Here is a 596-nt window from a genome sequence, read left to right as displayed (position 1 = left end):
AAGCGCAGCAGCACCGCGATCAGAAGCACGCGGTTCATCTTCGGCAGCTGGATGTAGCGGAACACTGCCCAGCGCGATGCACCATCGATCTTGGCCGCCTGATAGAAGGCATCGGGGATCGAGACCAGTCCGGCGTAGCAGAGCAGAACGACGAGGCTTGTCCAGTGCCATACGTCCATCAGGATGACCGTCACCCAGGCGTCGGTCGGATCGTTGACGTAGTTGTAGTCGAAGCCGAGCGACGACAGCGTATAGCCGAGCAGGCCGATGTCGATGCGGCCGAACACCTGCCAAATCGTGCCGACGACGTTCCACGGGATCAGCAGCGGCAGAGCCATCAGCACCAGGCAGACCGGCACGCCCCAGCCTTTCTTGGGCATGTTGAGAGCGATGAAGATGCCGAGCGGGATCTCGATGGCGAGGATGGTTGCGGAAAAGATCAGGTTGCGGACCATCGACAGCCAGAAGCGTTCCGACTCCAGGATCTCGGTGTACCAGTCCGAGCCGTTCCAGAAGAAGACGTTGTTTCCGAACGTGTCCTGCACCGAATAGTTGACCACCGTCATCAGCGGGATCACCGCCGAGAACGCCACCAG

General features: G+C 60.4%; 1 protein-coding gene. It reads right to left on the bottom strand.

The window, feature by feature from the left end; all coding sequences use genetic code 11:
- Positions 1–596: carbohydrate ABC transporter permease (locus AC0L3E_RS34605; protein WP_473606911.1), on the bottom strand; the 596-nt coding region annotated here is incomplete at both ends.

It is taken from the genome of Mesorhizobium sp. WSM4822 (assembly GCF_055811155.1).
Note: the sequence above shows the minus strand (reverse complement) of the source record. Positions and strands in the feature narration are given on the sequence as shown.